17 protein-coding genes are annotated in these 20,916 nt (G+C 60.3%); 10 read left to right on the top strand and 7 right to left on the bottom strand.

Annotated elements, in window-relative coordinates; genetic code table 11:
• Positions 1-2: 2 nt before the first annotated feature.
• Positions 3-881: a 4-hydroxy-tetrahydrodipicolinate synthase gene (gene dapA / locus SANT_RS06075; RefSeq protein ID WP_025421412.1), complete on the bottom strand. Its 879-nt coding sequence runs from the start codon at positions 879-881 to the stop codon at positions 3-5.
• A 145-nt stretch (positions 882-1,026) separates the two neighbouring features.
• On the opposite strand from dapA, the gene SANT_RS06070 reads away from it, so the two are divergent.
• From SANT_RS06070 to SANT_RS06060, 3 genes are all read left to right on the top strand, one after another.
• Positions 1,027-1,602 (top strand): glycine cleavage system transcriptional repressor, encoded by a 576-nt coding sequence (locus SANT_RS06070; RefSeq protein WP_025421411.1) that lies wholly within the window; start codon positions 1,027-1,029, stop codon positions 1,600-1,602.
• The gene (gene bcp, locus SANT_RS06065; protein ID WP_025421410.1) at positions 1,599-2,066 is read left to right on the top strand and encodes a thioredoxin-dependent thiol peroxidase; all 468 of its coding nucleotides are present in this window, start codon (positions 1,599-1,601) and stop codon (positions 2,064-2,066) included. Before SANT_RS06070 ends, bcp begins: the two co-directional genes overlap by 4 nt.
• A gap of 93 nt (positions 2,067-2,159) precedes the next feature.
• Positions 2,160-3,638, top strand: a complete 1,479-nt coding sequence (locus tag SANT_RS06060; RefSeq protein WP_025421409.1) for a tetratricopeptide repeat protein — start codon at positions 2,160-2,162, stop codon at positions 3,636-3,638.
• Between the two features lie 86 nt (positions 3,639-3,724).
• Here SANT_RS06060 and hda read toward each other — a convergent pair whose 3' ends face one another.
• The 3 genes from hda to upp are packed head-to-tail and all read right to left on the bottom strand — an operon-like array spanning position 3,725 to position 6,474.
• Positions 3,725-4,453, bottom strand: coding sequence for a DnaA inactivator Hda (hda, locus tag SANT_RS06055; RefSeq protein WP_038668300.1), 729 nt, complete (start codon positions 4,451-4,453; stop codon positions 3,725-3,727).
• A 54-nt stretch (positions 4,454-4,507) separates the two neighbouring features.
• Positions 4,508-5,791, bottom strand: coding sequence for a uracil permease (uraA, locus tag SANT_RS06050; protein WP_025421408.1), 1,284 nt, complete (start codon positions 5,789-5,791; stop codon positions 4,508-4,510).
• 56 nt (positions 5,792-5,847) lie between these two features.
• Positions 5,848-6,474: a uracil phosphoribosyltransferase gene (upp, locus tag SANT_RS06045; RefSeq protein ID WP_025421407.1), complete on the bottom strand. Its 627-nt coding sequence runs from the start codon at positions 6,472-6,474 to the stop codon at positions 5,848-5,850.
• A 231-nt stretch (positions 6,475-6,705) separates the two neighbouring features.
• On the opposite strand from upp, the gene purM reads away from it, so the two are divergent.
• Both purM and purN read left to right on the top strand, forming a co-directional pair.
• Complete coding sequence (purM, locus tag SANT_RS06040) at positions 6,706-7,743, top strand: phosphoribosylformylglycinamidine cyclo-ligase (RefSeq protein ID WP_025421406.1); 1,038 nt, start codon at positions 6,706-6,708, stop codon at positions 7,741-7,743.
• Entirely contained in the window at positions 7,743-8,381 is a 639-nt protein-coding gene (gene purN, locus SANT_RS06035) for a phosphoribosylglycinamide formyltransferase (RefSeq protein ID WP_025421405.1), read from the top strand. Before purM ends, purN begins: the two co-directional genes overlap by 1 nt.
• 269 nt (positions 8,382-8,650) lie before the next feature.
• Here purN and pstB read toward each other — a convergent pair whose 3' ends face one another.
• The 3 genes from pstB to SANT_RS22875 form a co-directional block, all read right to left on the bottom strand.
• Positions 8,651-9,466 carry a phosphate ABC transporter ATP-binding protein PstB gene (pstB, locus tag SANT_RS06030; RefSeq protein ID WP_025421404.1) on the bottom strand — a complete coding sequence of 272 codons (816 nt, stop codon included), beginning with the start codon at positions 9,464-9,466 and terminating at the stop codon, positions 8,651-8,653.
• A 16-nt stretch (positions 9,467-9,482) separates the two neighbouring features.
• Positions 9,483-11,078, bottom strand: coding sequence for a phosphate ABC transporter permease PstA (gene pstA, locus SANT_RS06025; protein ID WP_025421403.1), 1,596 nt, complete (start codon positions 11,076-11,078; stop codon positions 9,483-9,485).
• A 148-nt stretch (positions 11,079-11,226) separates the two neighbouring features.
• Positions 11,227-14,049 (bottom strand): ABC transporter permease subunit, encoded by a 2,823-nt coding sequence (locus SANT_RS22875; protein ID WP_025421402.1) that lies wholly within the window; start codon positions 14,047-14,049, stop codon positions 11,227-11,229.
• A 184-nt stretch (positions 14,050-14,233) separates the two neighbouring features.
• On the opposite strand from SANT_RS22875, the gene ppk1 reads away from it, so the two are divergent.
• From ppk1 to SANT_RS05995, 5 genes are all read left to right on the top strand, one after another.
• Complete coding sequence (ppk1, locus tag SANT_RS06015; RefSeq protein WP_025421401.1) at positions 14,234-16,303, top strand: polyphosphate kinase 1; 2,070 nt, start codon at positions 14,234-14,236, stop codon at positions 16,301-16,303.
• 3 nt (positions 16,304-16,306) lie between these two features.
• Positions 16,307-17,857, top strand: a complete 1,551-nt coding sequence (gene ppx, locus SANT_RS06010; protein WP_025421400.1) for an exopolyphosphatase — start codon at positions 16,307-16,309, stop codon at positions 17,855-17,857.
• A gap of 364 nt (positions 17,858-18,221) precedes the next feature.
• A complete protein-coding gene (locus tag SANT_RS23260; protein WP_071882002.1) occupies positions 18,222-18,398 on the top strand; it encodes a YfgG family protein in 177 nt (58 codons plus the stop codon).
• A 126-nt stretch (positions 18,399-18,524) separates the two neighbouring features.
• Positions 18,525-19,961, top strand: a complete 1,437-nt coding sequence (locus SANT_RS06000) for a magnesium transporter (protein WP_025421398.1) — start codon at positions 18,525-18,527, stop codon at positions 19,959-19,961.
• Positions 19,962-20,033: 72 nt separating this feature from the next.
• Positions 20,034-20,780, top strand: a complete 747-nt coding sequence (locus SANT_RS05995; RefSeq protein ID WP_025421397.1) for an SDR family oxidoreductase — start codon at positions 20,034-20,036, stop codon at positions 20,778-20,780.
• Positions 20,781-20,916: the final 136 nt, after the last annotated feature.

The raw sequence follows: 20,916 nt of genomic DNA, 5'->3' as shown, positions 1-20,916 counted from the left end.
AGTTACAGCAAACCCGCATCCGTTAACGCCTGTCTCACCACGCGGCTGCCCGCCTCGGTCAGGGGCGTCATCGGCAGGCGCAGGGTATCGGTCGCCATTAATCCCAATGCTTTACAAGCCCATTTAACCGGTATGGGGCTGGGTTCAAAGAATAATTTCTGATGCAGCGGCATCAGGCGCTGATTCAGACGGCGCGCATCAGCGTAATTGCCGTCGGCCGCCAGCGCGCAAAGCTGCGCCATTTCCTTCGCGGCCACGTTCGCCGTCACGGAAATCACCCCTTTGCCGCCGAGTTGCATGAAGTCCAATGCGCTGGCGTCGTCGCCGCTTAGCAGCAGGAAATCGGCATTGACCAGCTCTTGGATCTGGCTAACGCGGCTTAAGTTCCCCGTCGCTTCCTTAATACCGATAATATTTTTGATTTCCGCCAGGCGGGCGACGGTCGGCGGCAGCATATCGCAGCCGGTGCGCGCCGGCACATTGTACAGGATCTGCGGCAAATCGCTGCTTTCGGCAATGGCTTTAAAGTGCTGGAACAACCCTTCCTGACTCGGACGGTTGTAGTAGGGCGTGACGCTAAGGCATCCCACGACGCCGCTGTCGTTGAAGCGGCGAGTCAGCGATACGGCCTCGGAGGTAGAGTTGGCACCGGTGCCCGCGATAACGGGAACGCGCCCGTCGCTAAGCTCAAGGGTCCACATCACCACATCGCCATGCTCTTCATGGCTGAGGGTAGACGTTTCGCCGGTCGTTCCCACGGCCACGATGGCTGCGGTACCGCTGGCGACATGATAATCGATTAATTTTTTCAGACTGACCCGGTCGATGGCGCCCTTTTCGTCCATCGGAGTAACCAGTGCAACTATGCTTCCCGTAAACATTGACCATCCCTCCACAAACAGGTTATTCATGGTACTTTTGTCACCTATCCAAAAGCAAGCAAACATCGGCCCGGTAAGCCCTTGGCAGCAGGTTTTTTTTAGGGTTACCATGTAAATCACAACCCGCCGGACAGGAAGCGCCATTTTGCCACCGTTACAGCAACATTATCTGGTTATCACCGCTCTGGGCACAGACCGGCCTGGCATTGTCAATACCATTACCCGCCACGTCAGCAGCTGCGGCTGCAATATCGAAGATAGCCGACTCGCCATGCTGGGCGAGGAATTTACCTTTATTATGCTGCTTTCCGGCGGGTGGAACGCCATCGCGCAAATTGAATCTACCCTGCCGCTGAAAGGGGCCGAGCTGGATTTATTGATTGTCATGAAGCGCACCAACGCCCAAGAGCAGCCGGCGACGCCGACGACGGTGTGGGTCACGGTGGAGGTGGATGACTCTCCCCACATCATTGAGCGTTATACCGATTTGTTTGATAGCCATCAGATGACCTTGGCGGAGCTGGCGTCGAAAACGCAGCCGGCACGCCCGCAATCGCCGCCGCGGCTGACGCTCTCGATGACCGCGCACGGTCCGGCCGGGGGTCAGGTTCTGCTGATTGAACAGAGGTTTCATCAACTCTGTACAGAACTGCATGCGCAAGGCAGTATTAGAGTTATCAATCATCCACAGCATCAGGAAAGAGACGGAGTATTGCAATGACGCCACTGAAAGCCGGTGATATAGCACCACAATTTAGCCTGCCCGATCAGGACGGTGAACTCATCAGCCTTACCGACTTCCAGGGACAAAGAGTGTTGGTCTACTTTTATCCCAAAGCGATGACGCCAGGCTGTACCGTACAAGCGTGCGGGTTGCGCGATAACATGGACGACCTGAAAAAGGCCGGGGTGGAAGTCTTGGGCATCAGTACCGACAAACCCGAGAAGCTATCCCGCTTCGCCGAAAAAGAGCTGCTGAATTTCACCTTGCTCTCCGATGAAGACCATCAGGTCGCCGGCCAGTTCGGCGTCTGGGGCGAGAAGAGCTTTATGGGCAAAACCTATGATGGTATTCACCGCATCAGTTTCCTGGTGGGTGTCGATGGCGCCATCGAAAAAGTGTTCGACGATTTCAAAACCAGCAATCACCATGATATCGTGCTGGCCTATCTGAAAAGCGTCTGAACGCAGCCCGCCGCGCAGGCCGGCGCGCCCTCACGACGGCGCGGGCGGCGGCGTGGGATGACGGCCGGCCGCCGCCGGCAACATGGGTTAACTATGGTTACTCGGTTGAAAAAAAGCTTTATCGCGCTGTTGCTGACCGCGTTCGTCGGCGCATTCCCGGCGCAGGCTGATGAAATCCAGGACAATCTACCGGATATGGGCACCACCGCCGGTAGCACCCTAAGCATCGGCGAAGAGATGCAAATGGGGGATTACTTCGTGCGCCAGCTGCGCGGCGGCGCTCCGATTATCAACGATCCGCTGTTAGATCAATATATCAATCATTTGGGCGGGACACTGGTGGCCCATGCCAACTCGGTACGCACGCCCTTCCATTTTTTCCTGCTGCGCAGCAGCGAGCTTAACGCGTTCGCTTTTTTCGGCGGCAACGTAGTGCTGCATTCGGCGCTGTTTAACTATACCGACAATGAGAGCGAACTGGCGTCGGTCATGGCCCACGAACTGTCGCATGTGACCCAGCGTCATCTGGCGCGCGCCATGGAAGATCAGCGACGCAACGCGCCGTTGACCTGGGTCGGCGCGCTGGGCTCCATTCTATTGACCATGGCCAATCCGCAATTGGGTATGGCCGCACTCTCCGGCACCATCGCCGGCGCCGCCCAGGGTAACATCAGCTTCACGCAGGCCAACGAGCAGGAAGCGGATCGCATTGGTTTGCAGGTGCTGCAACGCGCCGGCTTTGACCCGCAGGCGATGCCGACCTTCTTGCAGAAGCTGGCGGACCAGAACCGCTACTCCACCGCGCCGCCGGAGATGCTGCAAACCCACCCCTTGCCGCTGAGCCGGCTGGCGGATACCCGTAACCGCGCCAACCAGATGAAACACATCGCCATCGACTCATCGCAGGACTTTTACCTGGCGAAGGCGCGCGTGCTCGGGATGTTCGGGTCAAGTGACAACGTGCTGCGCAGCGATGTGCTGGACGCCTGGCAGAAAGGCAACGCGCGCCGGCAGTTGGCCGCGCAGTACGGCCAGGCGATTTTGTTCTATCAGGCCAAAAAATACGACGACGCCAAACGGTCGCTGCAACCTTTGTTAACCCGGCAGCCGTCCAACATCTGGCTGGTGGATTTGATGACCGATATCGATCTGGCGCTAAAACAGACGGGACAGGCCATCAGCCGGCTTGAGGCGCTGGTGCGCGGCAATGAGCGCGATGCCAACCCGGTGCTGCTGCTCAACCTCGCCAACGCCTATGTCGAGGGGCATCGCTATAGCGACGCCATACGGATCCTCAATCGCTACACCTTTTCCCACCCTGACGACACCAACGGCTGGGATCTGCTGGCCCAGGCATGCGCCGGGCAGGGTCTGGGGGATCAGGAGCTGGCGGCGCGCGCCGAACGGCTGGCGCTAACGGGGCAGTTGGATCAAGCGGTGCGGGCGTTAAGCGAGGCCAGTAGCCGGGTCAAATTGGGCAGCCTACAGCAGGCGCGTTATGACGCGCGTATCGATCAGATTAGGCAGTTGCAGCTGCGCTTCGCCCAGTATGAGAAAGGCGCGCGCCGCTAAACCGCGCCCTACTGCGGGACACGCGGGTGGCGCGCCGCACTGGCGACCAGGATAAGCGGCGTTCAGGGTTAAAGCGCGTCACAGCCTTAGAGATTCAAGATGGCTTTGACGAACGGAATGGTCAGTTTACGCTGCGCGCGGATTGACGCATGATCCAGCTGATCCAGCGTCGCCGACAGCGTGCGCATATCCCTTTCCAATCGTTTTAACAAAAAGCGGCTGACGTCTTCCGGCAACTCAAATCCACGCAGCTTCGCCCGCAGTTGCAGGGCCGCGCCCTTCTCTTCGTCAGAGAGCGGCTGCAAACGATAAATCTGCCCCCAATCCAAACGGGAGGCCAGGTCAGGCAGGCTGAGATTTAATTGGCGCGGCGGGCAATTGCCGCTAATGATAAGCCGGGTGCGCCCGGTTTCCTGAATGCGGTTATAGAGATTGAAAATCGCCATTTCCCACGGCGGATCGCCGACGATACACTCGATATTATCGATGGTCACCAGCGCTAATTGCTCCATCCCTTCCAGCACCTCAGGCACGAACCAGGTGCGTTTATCCAGCGGCACATAGCCTACCGCCTGGGTGCGCGCCGACAGCGCCGCGCAGGCGGCGTGCAATAAATGGCTGCGGCCGCCCCCCTTGCGTGACCAAAAATAGAGGTAACTGCCGTGTTCGCGGGACAGCATTTCCTGTAGCGCCGCCAGCAGCGCGCCATTTTCGCCGGGATAAAAGCTGGCGAAGGTCTCGTCATCGGGTAGATAGAGCGGTAAAGAAAGCTGCGCCGGCGTGTTCAGATGTACCTCTTGCGTTCTGGCAAAGATCTTTGCCAGTTTACCATAACTTTACCGCGCCGCGAGGACGGCGCGGCGCGGTCGTCAGGAGGGCGTGCCTTCATCGGGCTCGAGGATTTTCTCTTCGCCGCGCAGCAGCGTGATAACGCGGAATATCAGGCTAAGCGCGATACCGACCACCGTTGCCAGCGCCATACCTTTCAACTCGACGGCGCCCAGATGAATTTTGGCGCCGCTGACGCCGATAATCAGGATAACCGAGGTCAGAATCAGGTTTTGCGCTTTGTTATAATCGACCTTCGACTCGATTAGCACCCGGATGCCGGAGGCGGCGATGACGCCGTACAACAGCAGCGACACGCCGCCCATCACCGGTACCGGCACCGCCTGGATCGCCGCCGCAAGCTTGCCGACGCAGGAAAGCGCGATCGCCAGAATCGCCGCCCCGCCAATGACCCAGGTGCTGTAAACGCGGGTTATCGCCATGACGCCGATATTTTCACCGTAAGTGGTGTTCGGCGTCGAGCCAAAAAAGCCCGACAGCAGGGTTGACGCGCCGTTGGCGAACAGCGAGCGGTGCAGGCCCGGATCGCGCAATAAGTCGCGCTGCACAATATTGGCGGTCACCACCAGGTGCCCCACATGTTCGGCTATCACCACCAGCGCCGCCGGCAGGATAGTCAGAATAGCCATCCATTCAAAGCGCGGATGGTAAAACGTCGGCAGCGCGAACCAGGGGGCAGCGGCCACCGGCGAAAAATCCACGATACCGAGCGCGGCGGATAGCGCATAGCCCGCCAGCACCCCAATGAGAATGGGGATGATGGCCAAAAACCCGCGGAACAATACCGACCCCAGCACCGTAACGCCGAGGGTGGCCATGGATATGACCACGGTGGTGGCGTCCACCGGCGCATCGGCGCTGGGCAGCAGACCCGCCATATTGGCCGCGACACCGGCCAGCTCCAGGCCGATGACCGCCACTATCGCCCCCATCGCGGCGGGGGGAAAAATGACGTTGATCCAACCGGTTCCCGCCTTCTTGACGATAAGGCCCACCAGGCAAAACAGCGCGCCGCAGGCGATAAAGCCCCCCAGCGCCAGCTCATAGCCGAGCGGCAACAGCAGCAGCACCGGCGAAATAAAAGCGAAGCTGGAGCCGAGATAGGCAGGGATTTTGCCCTTGCAGATAAACAGGTACAGCAAGGTGCCGATACCGTTAAACAGCAGGACGGTGCCGGGATTGATTTTAAATAAAATCGGCACCAGCACCGTGGCGCCAAACATGGCGAACAGGTGCTGCAAACTCAGCGGGATGGTTTTCAGCAGCGGCGGGCGTTCCGACACCCCGATGGCGCGACGGGTCATGGCGACTTTCCTCAGATTCAGGGTCAAAAAAAACCGACTCATTGGCCGGTTTAGGATTATTTGGTACCAAAGATTTTATCGCCCGCGTCACCCAGGCCCGGCATGATATAGCCTTTTTCGTTGAGTCCCTTATCGATAGCCGCAGTGTAAAGCTCCACGTCGGGGTGTGCTTTTTCCAGCGCCGCAATGCCCTCGGGCGCCGCCACCAGCACCAACACTTTGATACAGCGGCAGCCGGCCTTCTTCAAGAGATCGATGGTGGCGATCATCGAGCCGCCGGTCGCCAGCATCGGATCCACCACCAGCGCCATGCGTTCGTCGATACTTGATACCAGCTTATGGAAATAAGGCACGGGCGTCAGCGTCGTTTCGTCACGGTAGACGCCGACTACGCTGATGCGCGCGCTGGGGAGATTTTCCAGTACGCCATCCATCATGCCGAGGCCGGCGCGGAGGATAGGTACGACGGTGATTTTCTTTCCTTTGATTTGATCAATTTCAACCGGTCCGCACCAGCCTTCGATGGTTACCGTTTCGGTTTCCATATCGGCGGTGGCGACATAGGTCAACAGGCTCCCCACCTCCGACGCCAATTCGCGAAAGCGTTTGGTACTGATATCGTGAGCGCGCATCAACCCCAGCTTGTGTTTGACCAGCGGGTGCTTAACCTCAACGACCTTCATGTTATCTCTCCCCTAGGCTACTGAACGGCCAAAAAAATCGCGAGATTATAACCCCTTTTTCGCGCCGCACCATACGTATTTGCCTGATCAGGATCAAGCCTTATATGGAATTTACTATAGTCAACAAAAACGTCGACGCGAATGCAACAGCTCTCGCAAACGATTGCCCACGCTGTTAGAATTGGCGGCGCCCCATTCCAAGCAACAGGTTATCTCCGTGGAGATCTTGCAGTGACCGACAAAACCTCTCTCAGTTACAAAGACGCAGGTGTGGATATCGATGCCGGCAACGCATTGGTAGACCGCATTAAAGGTGTTGTGAAACAGACCAAACGCCCGGAAGTGATGGGCGGGCTGGGCGGCTTCGGTGCGCTGTGCGCGCTGCCGCAGAAATACCGCGAGCCGATTCTGGTTTCAGGCACCGACGGCGTCGGGACCAAACTGCGTCTGGCCATGGATTTAAAACGCCACGATACCATCGGCATCGATTTGGTGGCAATGTGCGTTAACGACCTGGTGGTTCAGGGCGCTGAGCCCTTGTTTTTCCTCGATTATTATGCCACCGGCAAGCTGGACGTCGATACCGCGGCCGCGGTGATAACCGGCATTGCCGAGGGTTGCCGGCAGTCCGGCTGCGCGCTGGTCGGCGGCGAAACGGCGGAAATGCCGGGCATGTATCACGGTGAAGATTATGACGTCGCCGGCTTTTGCGTCGGCGTTGTGGAAAAAGCGGATATTATCGACGGCAGCAAAGTTCAGGCCGGCGATACCCTGCTGGCGCTGGCCTCAAGCGGCCCCCATTCCAACGGTTACTCGCTGGTGCGCAAGATTTTATCCTTCAGCCAGACCGACCCCGAACAGACGCGGGTTGAGGGCAAATCGCTGGCGGATCACCTGCTGGCGCCGACGCGCATTTACGTTAAAGCGCTGCTTTCCCTTATCGAGCAGACCGAGGTACATGCGATCGCGCATTTGACCGGCGGCGGCTTCTGGGAGAATATCCCGCGCGTTCTGCCGGCCGGTACCCAGGCGGTGATCGATGAAAACAGCTGGCAGTGGCCGGCGGTATTCCGCTGGCTGCAGCAGGCCGGCAACGTCAGCCGCCATGAAATGTACCGTACCTTTAACTGCGGCGTCGGCATGGTTATCGCCGTTCCCGCGGCCAGCGCCAAACAGGCGCTCGGCATACTCGCCGGCCTGGGTGAAACCGCCTGGGTACTCGGCGAAATTCAGCCCGCCGACGGCGAGCAACAGGTGATTATCCGCTGATGAAACGCCTGGTTGTGCTGATCTCGGGTGAAGGCAGTAACCTCCAGGCGCTTATCGAGGCCTGCCAGCAGGGCAAAATCGCGGCGCGCATCGCCGCGGTCATCAGCCATCGCGCCGACGCCTACGGGCTAACGCGCGCCGCGGCTGCGGGTATCGAGGCGGTATCGCTCAACCCGGCGGATTTCGCCGGCCGTGAAGCGTTTGATTTGGCGCTCAGCGCCCTTATCGACCGCTACCGGCCGGAGGCTATCGTGCTCGCCGGTTATATGCGTATTCTGTCAACCGCCTTTGTCGCCCGCTACGCCGGCCGGATGCTCAACGTGCATCCCTCGTTGCTGCCGCGCTATCCCGGCTTACATACCCATCGCCAGGCGCTGGCCAACGGCGATGCCGAACACGGCACTTCCGTGCATTTCGTCACCGACGAACTGGACGGCGGCCCGGTGGTGCTACAGGCGCGGGTGCCGGTTTTTGCGGGAGACGATGAACAGATACTGGCGCAACGGGTAAAAGCCCAGGAACATGCCATTTATCCCTTGGTCGTCGGCTGGCTGCTGGCGGGTCGGCTAACGCTGCGCGATAACGTCGCCTGGCTGGACGGCGCGCCCCTGCCGGCCGCCGGTTACGCCGCGGATTAACCGCTGGCCGGTGGGCGCGAACAGACAATCAAGACGTTTCTGCCCCTGTGCCACCGATGCTGTTACCACTCGGATGATTGGCGACAATTGAGAGGGGGGCAGCGCCTCATACGGGCGGGAGAGGATAAAATTCCCTCCCCCTCTCACGCTCTGCGCCTGCGGCGCGGGCTCAACGGGCACCTGGTGAGAATGGGGTTCCTGAGCAATGCGCAGCAGCAGCCATAGCGGCGCCATCGCTGTTTTGCCCTCTGGTCGCTGCGCCGCGACCGTTAACGCAGCCGGCCGGTGATGTACTCCTCGGTTTTGCGATGCGTCGGCGCGGTAAATAGCCGGTCGGTGGCGGCAAACTCTACCAGCGTTCCCTGATGGAAAAAGGCGGTGTCGTCGGAAACGCGCGCCGCCTGTTGCATGTTATGCGTCACCAGCACCAGGGTGAAATGCGCCTTCAGCGATATCATTAGCTCTTCGATGGTCAGCGTGGAGATGGGATCCAGCGCCGACGTTGGCTCATCCAGCAACAATACTTCCGGCTCAATGGCGATCGCGCGGGCGATCACCAGCCGCTGCTGTTGTCCGGTGGACAACTTGAACGCGTTTTCCCGCAGGCGGTCTTTAACCTCATGCCACAGCGCCGCCGCGCGCAGCGCCCGCTCCGCCGCTTCATCCAGCAGCCTGCGATCGCCGATGCCCAATAGCCGCAGGCCGTAAACGACGTTGTCATAAATCGATTTGGGAAACGGATTGGGCCGCTGAAAGACCATGCCCACCCGCCGGCGCAGCGCCACCACTTCCTGTGCGTCCTCATAGATATTCTGCCCCAGTAAACGCACCGCGCCGCTGATGTGACAGTCGTCGCTCAGATCGTTCATGCGGTTAAAACAGCGCAGCAGCGTGGATTTGCCGCATCCGGAAGGGCCGATCAGCGCGGTAATCCGCCCTTTGGCCATGCGCAGCGATATATCGTCGAGGACCAGCCGATTGCCGTAGCGCACCCGCAGATGTTCGGTTTCCAGCGCCGCCGGCGGCGTGTCCTGTTCCGGCGCGGCGACCGCACCGTTAGAGGGTAAAGGGGGGACTCGGAACATCACAGCCTGTTCTCCATCATAACGTTAACGCGCGATACTTTTCACGCAGCCGGTGGCGCAGGCCCATTGCGGCCAGATTCAGCGACACGACGATGACAATGAGCAGCAGCGCGGTGGCGAACGCCATCGGTTGCACCGCATCGCCGTCCTGGCTTTGAAACGCCAAATCGTATATTTGATAACCGAGGTGCATAAATTGCCTTTCCGGGTGCAGGAACGGAAATGTCCCGTCCAGGGGAAGCTTCGGTGCCGATTTGATGACGCCTACCAGCATCAGCGGCGCGGTTTCCCCCGCCGCGCGCGCCACCGCCAGAATCAGCCCGGTCATCATCGCCGGCGCCGCACCGGGCAAGACAACCCGCCATATCGTTTCAGCCTGAGTCGCGCCGAGCGCCAGCGATCCCTGGCGCAGGGAGGGCGGAATGCGCGCCAGCCCTTCCTCGGTGGCGATAATCACCACCGGCAGGGTCAGCAGCGCCAGCGTTAGCGCGGCCCACAGTAATCCGGGGGTGCCGAAGGTTGGTGCCGGCAAGGTGTCGGCATAAAAGAGTTTATCCAGCGAGCCGCCGACCGCATAGACGAAAAAACCCAGGCCGAAAATACCGTAGACAATTGACGGCACGCCGGCCAAGTTGCCCACCGCGATACGAATAAGCCGGGTCAGCCAGTGTCGAGCCGCATATTCATGCAGGTAGATAGCCGCCATAACCCCAAGGGGCATGACGATCACCGACATCAGTATCACCAGCAGCAGCGTGCCGGCCATCGCCGGAAAGACCCCGTCGCCCTCCCGCACCGGGTCATGCAGGCTAACGAAACGCCAGGTCTGCGCGGCCAGATGCCGCAGTTTTTGCCCCAGGCTCATCGCGTTGGGATACCAGAGGCTGTCGATATCGCTTAGCGGGATCACCTGACGCTGTCCCTGCGCATCGGCCAGCACCAGCTGCACGCGCCCCCGCTCCCGTTCGATAGCGGCCAGTTGTTCGCTCAATGCCTCATAGGCCGTTTGCCGTTCATTTTGCGCCGCCTGCTGGGCGGCCCGCTGCTGCTCGCTGGGCACGCCTTGTCGATGCAGTGGCAACGATTGCTGCTGCGCCCGCTGCGCGCGCACCGCACTCCGCTGCTGTTCCACCTGAGCGGCCAGGCGGCGCTGCGTGGCGCTGAGCCGCAGCCGCTGTTCCAGCGCGGCAGACATCGAAGCGGCGGTCAGCGGCTGCCCGTCCTCACGCATGCCCGCTAGATAGCCGTAAAGCCGCGCGCCGTTTCGGCGCTGTACCACCAGCACATCGGCCGGCAAACGGCTGGCGCGCACCTGCGCCGCCGGCAGACGATAGCTGTCCTGAGGGCGATTGCCGGTGCGAATAAGCCATATTTCCGGGTCCATCGGCACACCGGCCGTCGGTACAAGCGGCCGCTGCACGCCGACGCGCTCGCCCAAAAGCACGCCAGGTGGGCTGATTAGATCAAAACTATAAATAGGCTGCGGCCACAGCAGCCGCAGCGACTGGCCGGTAAGCAGCGCGAGCAGCGCCAGCATCGCCAGTAAACTCAGGCTCACCGCCCCAGAGGTTAACCAAACCCACGGCCGGCCAGAATGCCACCATGCCTTCATTCGGCACCTCCACCGGGCTGACGATAACATGTCCTCATTCGTCACCTCCAGCAAGCTGACGATAACATGCCCTCATTCGTCACCTCCACCAGGCTGAAGATAACATGCCCTCATTCGTCACCTCCACCAGGCTGACGATAACATGCCCTCATTCGTCACCTCCACCAGGCTGACGATAGCGGCGCCGCAGCCGTAAACGCAACAGCTCGGCGACGCTATTAATGATGAAGGTAAAGACCAGCAATAGCAGCGCGCTGAGGAACAGCACCCGGTAGTGCTCCGTGCCGCGCAGCGCTTCAGGGATCTCGATAGCGATATTGGCCGCCAGCGCGCGCAGCCCCTGCAACACGCTACCGTCGACGCGCGGCAGGTTGCCGCTGGCCATCAGCACGATCATCGTCTCGCCCATGGCCCGACCCAGCGTCAACATAAAGGCCGAGATCAACCCCGCGCTGGCCGCCGGCAGCGTCACTCCCAGCAGCGTCTGCCAGGGTGTTGCCCCCAGCGCCAGCGACCCCTGGATCAAACGGGTCGGTACGCCGAACAGCGCCTCTTCGGCGAGGGTAAACATTAATGGAATCAGCGCGAAGCCCATCGCGATCCCCACCACCAGAGCGTTAAGCGGATTATAATGTTCGCCCAACGCCAGGGAGAGCGGCATACCGAACAACAGGCGTTCCAGCGGCGGCGCGAGGGTAAAACAGCCCCACAACGCCAGCGCGAGAAGCGGCAGCAGACAAAGACATTCTACCCCAACGGGCCATCGGCGACGCCAGCGCAGCGGCAGGCGGCCGGCCAGGTAGGCCACGGCAAGCACCAGCAGCGGCAACAACGCCGGCAGCAGCATAATGCCGCCGAGCGCGCCGGCCAAATGCGGCGCGAGCCACAGGCCGGCGATGACGCCGACGATCACGCTCGGCACCGCGCCCATAATCTCCATGGCCGGCTTTATCCAGCGGCGCAGTCCGGCAGACATGAACCAAGCGCTATACATGGCGGCGGCCAGCGCTAGGGGGGTAGCGAACAGCATGGCGCAAAAAGCGGCTTTCAGCGTTCCGACCGCCAACGGCACCAGGCTGAATTTCCCCGCGGCAAAACTGTCGCCGGCCGGCGTGGACTGCCATAACCACGCCGGCGCTGGGTAACCGGGATACCAGATTTTTTCGGTCAGCGTGCGCCAATTCATGTCGGGCGCGCCGAGCGACAGGGCCCACACGCGCCATTCGGCGGAACCGGCGCGTATGAGCGCCTCCCCCCGCGGCGACAGCGCTAGAGGCGGAGCCGCGCCGCCGTGGGTTGCCGCCCCGGCAAGCCCATCGCCGCGCGCTGACAGCAGCGAACTTGCCGCGGGTAATCCCTGGTCCGGGGGGGGCATGCCCGGTATCGCCAGGCGGCCGCGCGGATGCGCATCGCGCACGCTAAACAAGGTTAACGTCCCGGCAGAATCGAGCACGGCAAAGCCCCCCCGGCGCGCCGGCGCCAGAAACCGCGCTCCGGCATCCAGAGTGACGTTGTAGGTGAAAATCGGCGTCAGCCGCGGCCCGGTATCGCCGGCGACGTCAAACCACAACGACAGATGGCCGGCGCCGTTACGCACCAACAACGCGCCCTCCGCCGGCAATATGAACAGCGATAGCGGACCGGCCGCGGCCAAAGCCACCTGCTGGCGTAGTCTGGCGCCGCCGGCGTCAAGCCGCCAGATGCTGAGCTGGCTGCCGGAAAGTACATAGAGCAGATGCCCATCGGGTGAAAGCAGCAGCCGATCCACCTCTTGGCCGGGCGACGTCAGATAGAGACGCTGCACCGCCCCAGCGCCGACCGCCGCGCTCGTAGTCGAGTTTAGAGCCGAGGCCGCGCTTGAGTTCGGGGCCGCGCTCGAGTTCGGGGCCGCGCTCGAGTTCGGGGCCGCGCTCGAGTTCGAGGTCGCGCTTGAGTTCGAGGTCGCGCTTGAGTTCGGGGCCGCGCTCGAGTTCGGGGTTGCGCGCGAGTTCGGGGCCGCGCTCGAGTTCGGGGTCGCGCTTGAGTTCGGGGTCGCGCTTGAGTTCGGGGTCGCGCTTGAGTTCGGGGTCGCGCTTGAGTTCGGGGTCGCGCTCGAGTTCGATGTATAGTTCAGCACCACAACGGATCCGTCCGCAAGCTGTGCCGCCGCGACCGCCCGATCCGCGTCGGAATAGGCCAACGCGATCCGGCGCAGCGGTCGCCGCGCCGGGTCGATTGTCTGCGCGCCGCCAAACGGCAGTAGCCAAACCGGCGCGCCGCCGGCGGCGCTGTCGACACGCGCCAGTACCCCCTGCCCCAAGGCGTCGGTTAGCCAAAACAGCGGCTGTCCGCCGCTGGCGGCAGCGACGAGGGTCGGTTGCGTCAGCAGCGGTACCGGCGCTGCGTCCCGTACTCCGTTCAACGAGCGCGTGATCCCCTGCCCCGCGCGGTCAATCGCCCAGGCCCAGCCGGCGTTGGCGTCGATGCCCAGCGTTAACAGCGCGCTCTCCGTCTTGGCGTCATCACGAGACCACGCCGAGGGGGGAGACGACGAGGGCGGTACGCCGGAAGGCGACACCGGCGCGGCAGTAGGCGCCCCTCGTGCAGCGGAGGGCGACGCTTGCGCAGCGGCGAGCGGCACCCGTGCAGCGGAAGGCGACACGTGCGCAGCGGCGAGCGGCACCCGTGCAGCGGAGGGCGACACGTGCGCAGCGGCGAGCGGCACCCGTGCAGCGGAGGGCAGCTCCGGCGCAGCTAAAGATAATGGCGGCACAACGTTCGCCGCCGGCGCGGAATAGGCGGCCAGATCCGTGACGACGCCAACGGCCGGCGCGCGGAATAACGGTAGCACCACCCACAGCAGATAACAAAAAATCAGCAATAGGGCTAAGAGCACCAGCAAACCGCCGCCGCTCACCACAATGCGCGTCAGTCGATCGATGACACGACGCGACGCCGCGGTGCGGATGTGAGAAATCCTTTTTGGGCTCATAGACCTCGGTTAGCCAGCGACCAGAAGGGCGGTCCAAACAATGGGAAAAGCCTATGTTGCCTGTAAGAAAATAAGATAACAATCTTCAGCGGGGGTTTGTGGGTTATGTTGGACTTTGTCGCTCGGGAGACGATAATAGCTTAACGCAGGATTTTCCCTTCCTGAACAGATCAATGGAGTGGAAATGGGTCAGAAAAAGCTCTATATAGAGAAAGAATTAAGCTGGTTGTCTTTCAACGAACGGGTGTTGCAGGAAGCCGCCGATAAAAGCAATCCGTTGATAGAACGCATGCGATTTCTGGGCATTTATTCCAATAATCTGGATGAGTTTTACAAAGTCCGTTTCGCGGAGCTGAAACGGCGTATTCTGATAAGTGAAGAACAGGGCACCCGAGGCGCCTCACGCCATTTGCTCAACCGCATCCAGGCGAAAGTGCTTAACGCCGAGCAGGAATTTGATAACCTTTACAACGACTTGCTGCTGGAGATGGCGCGTAATCAGATCTTCCTCATCAACGAACGCCAACTCTCCCCTCGCCAGCAAGACTGGTTGCGGCAATACTTCAAACAACAGCTGCGCCAGCATATAACGCCGATTCTTATCCAGCGCGATACCAATTTGGTGCAGTTTCTGAAAGATGATTATACCTATTTGGCGGTAGAGATTATTCAAGGGCAAACGCTGCGTTACGCCCTGCTTGAAATCCCCTCCGATAAGGTGCCGCGCTTTATCAATTTGCCGGCCGAATCTCCCCGTCGGCGTCGGCCGATGATCCTGTTGGACAATATTCTGCGCTATTGCCTGGATGATATTTTCACCGGCTTCTTCGATTACGACATGCTTAATACCTATTCGATGAAAATGACGCGCGATGCCGAATACGATTTGGTTACCGAAATGGAATCGAGCCTGCTGGAACTGATGTCCTCCAGCCTGAAGCAGCGGCTGACCGCGGAGCCGGTCCGTTTTGTTTATCAGCGGGATATGCCCAGCGCCATGGTGGAGCTGCTTAAGTCCAAACTAGGCATCTCATCCTATGACTCGGTCATCCCCGGCGGCCGTTATCACAATTTCAAGGATTTCATCAGCTTCCCCAACGTCGGCAAAGCCAATTTGGTCAACCGGCCGCTGCCGCGCTTGCGCCATGTTTGGTTCGATAAATTCCGCAACGCGTTCGACGCCATTCGCCACCATGATATCCTGCTCTATTTCCCCTACCACACATTCAGCCATGTGCTGGAGCTGCTGCGTCAAGCGTCGTTCGATCCCAATGTGCTGTCGGTGAAAATCAATATTTACCGGGTCGCCAAGGACTCGCATATTATCGACGCAATGATCCATGCCGCCCATAACGGTAAAAAAGTGACCGTGGTGGTAGAGCTACAGGCCCGTTTCGACGAAGAGGCGAATATCCATTGGGCCAAGCGGCTTACCGAAGCCGGGGTGCACGTTATTTTCTCGGCGCCGGGGCTAAAAATACATGCCAAGCTGTTTCTTATCTCCCGCCGCGAGGGCGACGATATTGTGCGCTACGCCCATATCGGCACCGGCAATTTCAACGAAAAAACCGCGCGCTTATATACCGATTACTCCTTGCTGACGTCTGATGCGCGCATCACTAACGAAGTGCGGCGCGTGTTCAATTTCATCGAGAACCCTTATCGCCCGGTTAAATTCGACTATTTGATGGTGTCGCCGCAAAATTCGCGCCATATGCTGTATCAAATGATCGATCAAGAGATCGCGAATGCGCAGGCGGGCGAAGCGGCGGAAATTACCCTCAAGGTCAACAATCTGGTCGATCAGGGGTTGATCGATCGTCTTTATGCCGCTTCCGGCGTGGGGGTGAACATCCGCATCCTGGTGCGGGGGATGTGTTCGCTTATCCCGGATTTGCCGGGTATCAGCAATAATATTCAGGTGACCAGTATCGTGGACCGTTTCCTGGAGCACGATCGGGTCTATGTGTTCGAGAACGGCGGTGATAAAAAGGTATTTCTCTCTTCCGCCGACTGGATGACCCGCAATATTGATTACCGCATTGAAGTGGGCGTGGCGCTGCTGGATCCGCGATTGAAACAGCAGGTGCTGGATATCCTGGCGCTTTTGTTCAGCGATACCGTTAAAGCCCGATATATCGATGCCGATCTGAACAACTATTATGTTCCTCGCGGCAACCGCCGCAAAGTGCGCGCGCAAATCGCCATTTATGACTATATCAAACAATTGGAAAACGCCGGAGAGCAGGACTAATTTATGCCCTTAACAACGACGACCACACAAAGGCCGGAAGAATTCGCCGCCATCGATCTTGGCTCCAACAGTTTTCATATGGTGGTGGCGCGCGTGGTCAACGGCGCCATGCAGGTGCTTAGCCGCCTGAAACAGCGCGTGCATCTGGCCGACGGCCTGGACGACGATCACCGCCTGAGCGACGAGGCGATGGAACGTGGCCTGGCCTGCCTGGCCCTGTTCGCCGAACGCCTGCAAGGCTTTTCGCCGCTGCGGGTGATGATCGTCGGCACCCATGCTTTGCGTGAGGCGGTCAATGCGCAGGCCTTTCTTGATCGGGCGGCGGAGGCGATCCCCTACCCCATTGAGATCATTTCCGGCCATGAAGAGGCGCGGCTGATTTTTATGGGTGTCGAGCACACTCAGGCGGAAAAGGGCCGTAAGCTGGTAATTGATATCGGCGGCGGCTCCACCGAATTGGTCATCGGCGAAAATTTCGAGCCGCTGCTGGTGGAAAGCCGCCGCATGGGCTGCATCAGCTTTGGCCGCTTGTTTTTCCCCGGCGGTGAGATAAACCCGGCCAATTTCCGCCGCGCGCGGCTGGCGGCGGCGCAAAAACTCGAGACGCTGGCCTGGCAATACCGCATTATGGGTTGGCAGGTGGCGCTCGGCGCTTCCGGCACCTTTAAGGCGGCCTGTGAAGTGTTAACCGAGATGGGCGCCAAAGACGGCCTGATCACCCCCGAGCGGCTGGAAACGCTGTGTGAGCAGGTGCTGCAGTTCACGCATTTCTCCGCGCTCAGCCTGCCGGGGTTATCCGATGAACGTAAAGCGGTTTTTGTGCCGGGACTGGCCATTCTGTGCGGCGTCATGGATGCCCTGGCGATTAAGGAACTCAAACTGTCTGACTGCGCCCTGCGCGAAGGCGTACTGTATGAAATGGAAGGCCGGTTTCGTCATCAGGATATTCGCATGCGCACCGCGAAAAGTCTGGCGGAACATTATAATATCGACAGCGATCAGGCCCGGCGGGTGTGGGAAACCACCGACGCGCTTTATCAGCAATGGCGGGTGCAAAACGCCGCCCTTGAACAGGTGCAGCTTGCGGCGCTGCTGAAATGGGCCGCACAACTGCACGAGGTGGGTCTGGGTATCAACCACAGCGGTATGCAGCGCCATTCGGCCTATATTTTGCAGCAGAGCAACATGCCCGGCTTTAATCAAGAGCAGCAACTGCTGCTGGCAACGCTGGTGCGCTATCATCGCAAAGCGATCAAGATAGACGATCTTCCCCGATTCAATCTCTTCAGGAAAAAGCATTTTTTGCCTTGCCTGCAGCTGCTGCGCCTCGGCGTGCTGCTTAATAACCAGCGCCAGGCCACCTCACCGGTGACGGTGCAGCTTACTACCCAGGCTAATCACTGGACGCTGACGTTTCCCGCCGGCTTCTTCGCTCAAAACAATTTGGTGCAGTTGGATCTGGAGCGTGAGCAGGCGTATTGGGCGGATACCCCCGGCTGGTGTTTGCGAGTTGAGGAAGCCGACGCCGTCGCCGAATCGGTAACGCCGTCGTGAGCCGGGCGCTTAGCGGGCAGCGGGCTGGCGGTAGCGCTTTGGCGCCCGCAGGCGTTGCCGCGCCCTTGCGGGCCAAGGATCCGCTCCGCGCGCCGGCCAGCGATACCGTTCTCATGCTGGCCAAGGCCGCCCTGGGCGCGCCCGCAGACGCTCTGGAATGCAAGCTGCCCGAGGCCTCTTTGGCTGCGTCGGTCCGCCGTTGCGTCCTGGCAGCGGCCGACCGTAGCGCCTCCGAGCCCGTCGCGCGTGCGTCGCCACGGTGCGGCGTCCTTGAAACGGCGCCGGCTTATGCTCTACAATCGGCCCTTAAACCCGTTTCTGCCTCCGCCCGTAAGAGGCCAACCCTGTGAAAGCGGCATTTCGCATGCGAAGACGACCCACCACCGGGCGCATGACCCGCTGGATATTGCTTATCAGTTTTATCATTCTCGTAGGCCGCCTGCTCTATGCCACGGTGGGCGCCTGGCATCATCATCAAAATAAACGCGTTACGCCGGCGGAACAAACCGTTAAGCCGACGCCGCCGCCTGAGCGTCCCTGAACATCCTCACCGCCCCATTGCGGGCAAATTGCGACAAATCTACTTTCTTTTGACAGACTTACGCTATCTTTACTGAGTAAGCGTCACTCTTTATCGTCCGAGCAGCCGGGAGGGAACAGGTAAATCATGCCAGCCGTAAAACATCAGGCCCCGCAACTCGCCGAACTACGGCGCCAGACCTTAAGCGTTTTACTGGCAAACCGTCCGCTTATCGACAGTATCCTCAACCGTCCCACGCGGGAGCCGGTCGGCGATAACCGCCATCTGTTGGATCAAACCGCTGAGCTGGTAGCGATCGTGCGCCAATTGCACGCCGCGGATCTGGCGGATCTGCTGGAAAGCCTACCCCACGACGAGCGTCTGGCGCTTTGGCGGCTGGTGGACAACAATAAGCGCGGCAAAACGCTGGTGGAAGCCTCGGAGAACGTCTGGGAAAGCCTTATCGCCGAGATGTCCAACCGCGATATTCTGCAGGCCATCAGCCCGCTGGACGTGGACGAGCAAGCCTATCTGGCCCGCTACCTGCCGCGGGATCTGGTCGGCCGCGTGCTGACCGCCCTCGAACCGCACCGCCGCGCCCAGGTGCGCGAAATGATGCATTTCGACCGGGACAGTGTCGGTCATCATATGGATTTTGAACTGGCGACGGTTCGTTCCGATGTCACGCTGACCACGGTACAGCGCTGGCTGCGCTGGCGCAAAAAGCTACCGGAAAACAGCGATAAACTGTTCGTCGTCGACCGGCACAACACCCTGGTCGGTGAACTGACCCTATCCGCGCTACTGCTTAATCCGCTCAACCGGCGGGTGAGCGAGGTGATGGACGCGCACCCCACCACCTTTCACCCCGATGATCGCGCCGAGGAGGCCGCCAGCGCCTTTGAACGTTACGATATGATCACCGCGCCGGTTATCGACAGTAAAGGCAAGCTGATGGGCCGGTTGAGTATTGAACAGATGGTTGATCTCTACTTTGAAGAGAGCGACAGCAACCTTCGCCGGCTGGGGGGGATCAGCCCGGAGGAAGATATTTTCGCGCCGGTACGCAAAGCGGTGCGCACCCGCTGGACCTGGTTGGCGGTGAACCTGTGCACTGCGTTCATCGCCTCACGCGTCATTGGCCTGTTCGACGGCACCATTGCCCAGTTGGTCTCGCTGGCGGCGCTAATGCCCATCGTCGCCGGCATCGGCGGCAACACCGGTAATCAGACCATTACCATGATCGTGCGCGCCGCGGCGCTGCATCAGTTGGAAAAAGGCAACGCCGGCTTTCTCATTCTGCGCGAACTGGGCGTGGCGATCATCAACGGTCTGGTGTGGGGCGGTATTATGGGGATCGTCACCTGGCTGTTATACGGTGAGGCCGGTCTCGGCGGCGTGATGATGCTGGCAATGCTGCTTAATCTGCTGCTGGCGGCGCTGATGGGCGTGTTGATACCGCTGTTGATGATCCGCATCGGCCACGATCCGGCGGTAGGCTCGAGCGTGATGATTACCGCCATTACCGATACCGGCGGTTTTTTTATTTTTCTCGGCCTGGCGACGCTGTTTCTTATTCATTAACGCGGCCTGTCTATCGTCGAAGCCCTCTTCGCCGGCCGTGGCGGTTTTAAGGTCTTCTCTAAGGAACATATTATGGAAAAAGTGACGCTGATTACCGGCGGATCGCGCGGTATCGGCCGCGCTACCGCCCTACAGCTGGCCGCCGAAGGACACTGGGTCTGCCTAAGCTATTTGTCACGCCGGGAATTGGCCGAAAACGTGGTAGAGGAAATACGTCAACAGGGCGGCAAAGCGCTGGCGCTCCAGGCGGATGTTGCCGATGAGTCAAGCGTGCGGGCGCTGTTCACCGAGCTGGACAGGCGGCTGCCGCCGCTCAGCGGTCTGGTGAACAACGCCGGCATGCTGCTGCCGCAGTCGAGTATCGAACATCTGGACGCCGCTCGGGTCAACGCTATCCTCGCGACAAACGTTACCGGCACGCTGCTCTGCGCCCGTGAGGCGGTCAGACGGATGGCGCGGCGTCACGGCGGCAGCGGCGGCGCTATCGTTAATGTCTCCTCGGCCGCCGCGCGTCTCGGCGCCCCCCATGAATACATCGATTATGCCGCCTCCAAGGGCGCAGTGGATACGCTGACCCTGGGGCTGGCCAAAGAGGTGGCGCCGCAGGGGATCCGCGTGAACGGCGTCCGCCCGGGTTTTATCGACACCGACATGCATGCCGCCGGCGGTGAGCCAGGCAGGATCGCGCGGGTGCAATCGACGCTGCCGATGCGCCGCGGCGGGCAGCCGCGCGAAGTCGCCGAAGCCATCGCCTGGCTACTGTCGGCGCGGGCCTCTTACGTCACCGGAAGTTTTATCGATTTAGCCGGCGGCGTTTAGGGCCCTGAGACGTGCCCCTCAGGCAGACGCGTCGCTCCCGTCTCGCCGCGCCCGACGGGAGATTTTATGTTGTCGACGCGGCTATGCAATTGGAAGCGCTAACCCCATGCGGGATTGTGACCCCGGCCGCTTTGCG

Source organism: Sodalis praecaptivus, assembly GCF_000517425.1.
GTDB lineage: Bacteria > Pseudomonadota > Gammaproteobacteria > Enterobacterales > Enterobacteriaceae > Sodalis_A > Sodalis_A praecaptivus.
This window is presented reverse-complemented; position numbering and strand designations above follow the sequence as displayed.